Source organism: Mesorhizobium sp. SARCC-RB16n, assembly GCF_008520305.1.
In the GTDB taxonomy this organism is placed as follows: domain Bacteria; phylum Pseudomonadota; class Alphaproteobacteria; order Rhizobiales; family Rhizobiaceae; genus Mesorhizobium.
Genome location: NZ_ML703321.1, coordinates 1 through 1,169, shown reverse-complemented (window position 1 = coordinate 1,169; position 1,169 = coordinate 1). Strand labels below are relative to the sequence as shown.

General features: G+C 63.0%; 1 protein-coding gene. It reads left to right on the top strand.

All coding sequences use genetic code 11. From position 1 onward, the window contains the following. Positions 1-1,169: elongation factor Tu (tuf, locus tag C7I87_RS34825; RefSeq protein WP_095205387.1), on the top strand; the 1,169-nt coding region annotated here is incomplete at both ends.

Here is a 1,169-nt window from a genome sequence, read left to right as displayed (position 1 = left end):
ATGGCAAAAGGTAAATTCGAGCGCACTAAGCCTCATGTGAACATCGGCACGATTGGTCACGTCGACCATGGCAAGACGTCGCTGACGGCTGCGATCACCAAGTATTTTGGCGAATACAAGCGCTATGACCAGATCGACGCGGCGCCGGAAGAGAAGGCGCGCGGCATCACGATCTCGACGGCTCACGTCGAATACGAGACGGCCAACCGCCACTACGCGCACGTCGACTGCCCCGGCCACGCCGACTATGTGAAGAACATGATCACCGGTGCCGCGCAGATGGACGGCGCGATCCTGGTCGTGTCGGCCGCCGACGGCCCGATGCCGCAGACCCGCGAGCACATCCTGCTTGCCCGTCAGGTCGGCGTGCCGTCGATCGTGGTGTTCCTGAACAAGGTCGACCAGGTCGACGATGCCGAGCTGCTCGAACTGGTCGAGCTCGAGGTTCGCGAGCTTTTGTCGAAGAACGAATTCCCCGGCGACGACATTCCGATCGTCAAGGGTTCGGCGCTGGCGGCACTCGAGGATTCGAACAAGACGATCGGCGAGGACGCGATCCGCGAGCTGATGGCTCAGGTCGACGCCTACATCCCGACGCCGGTTCGTCCGCTGGACAAGCCGTTCCTGATGCCGATCGAGGACGTGTTCTCGATCTCGGGTCGTGGCACGGTCGTGACCGGCCGCGTCGAGCGCGGCGTGGTCAAGGTCGGCGAGGAGCTGGAAATCATCGGCATCCGTCCGACGACCAAGACGACTTGCACGGGCGTGGAGATGTTCCGCAAGCTGCTCGATCAGGGCCAGGCTGGCGACAACATCGGCGCGCTGCTGCGCGGCGTTGACCGTGAAGGTGTCGAGCGCGGCCAGGTTCTGGCCAAGCCGGGCACGGTCAAGCCACACAAGAAGTTCGTGGCCGAAGCCTACATCCTGACCAAGGACGAAGGTGGCCGTCACACGCCGTTCTTCACCAACTACCGTCCGCAGTTCTACTTCCGCACGACCGACGTGACCGGCATCGTGTCGCTGCCGGAAGGCACCGAGATGGTGATGCCAGGCGACAACATCACGGTCGATGTCGAGCTGATCGTGCCGATCGCCATGGAAGAGAAGCTGCGCTTCGCCATCCGTGAAGGCGGCCGCACCGTCGGTGCCGGCATCGTCGTCACCATCAA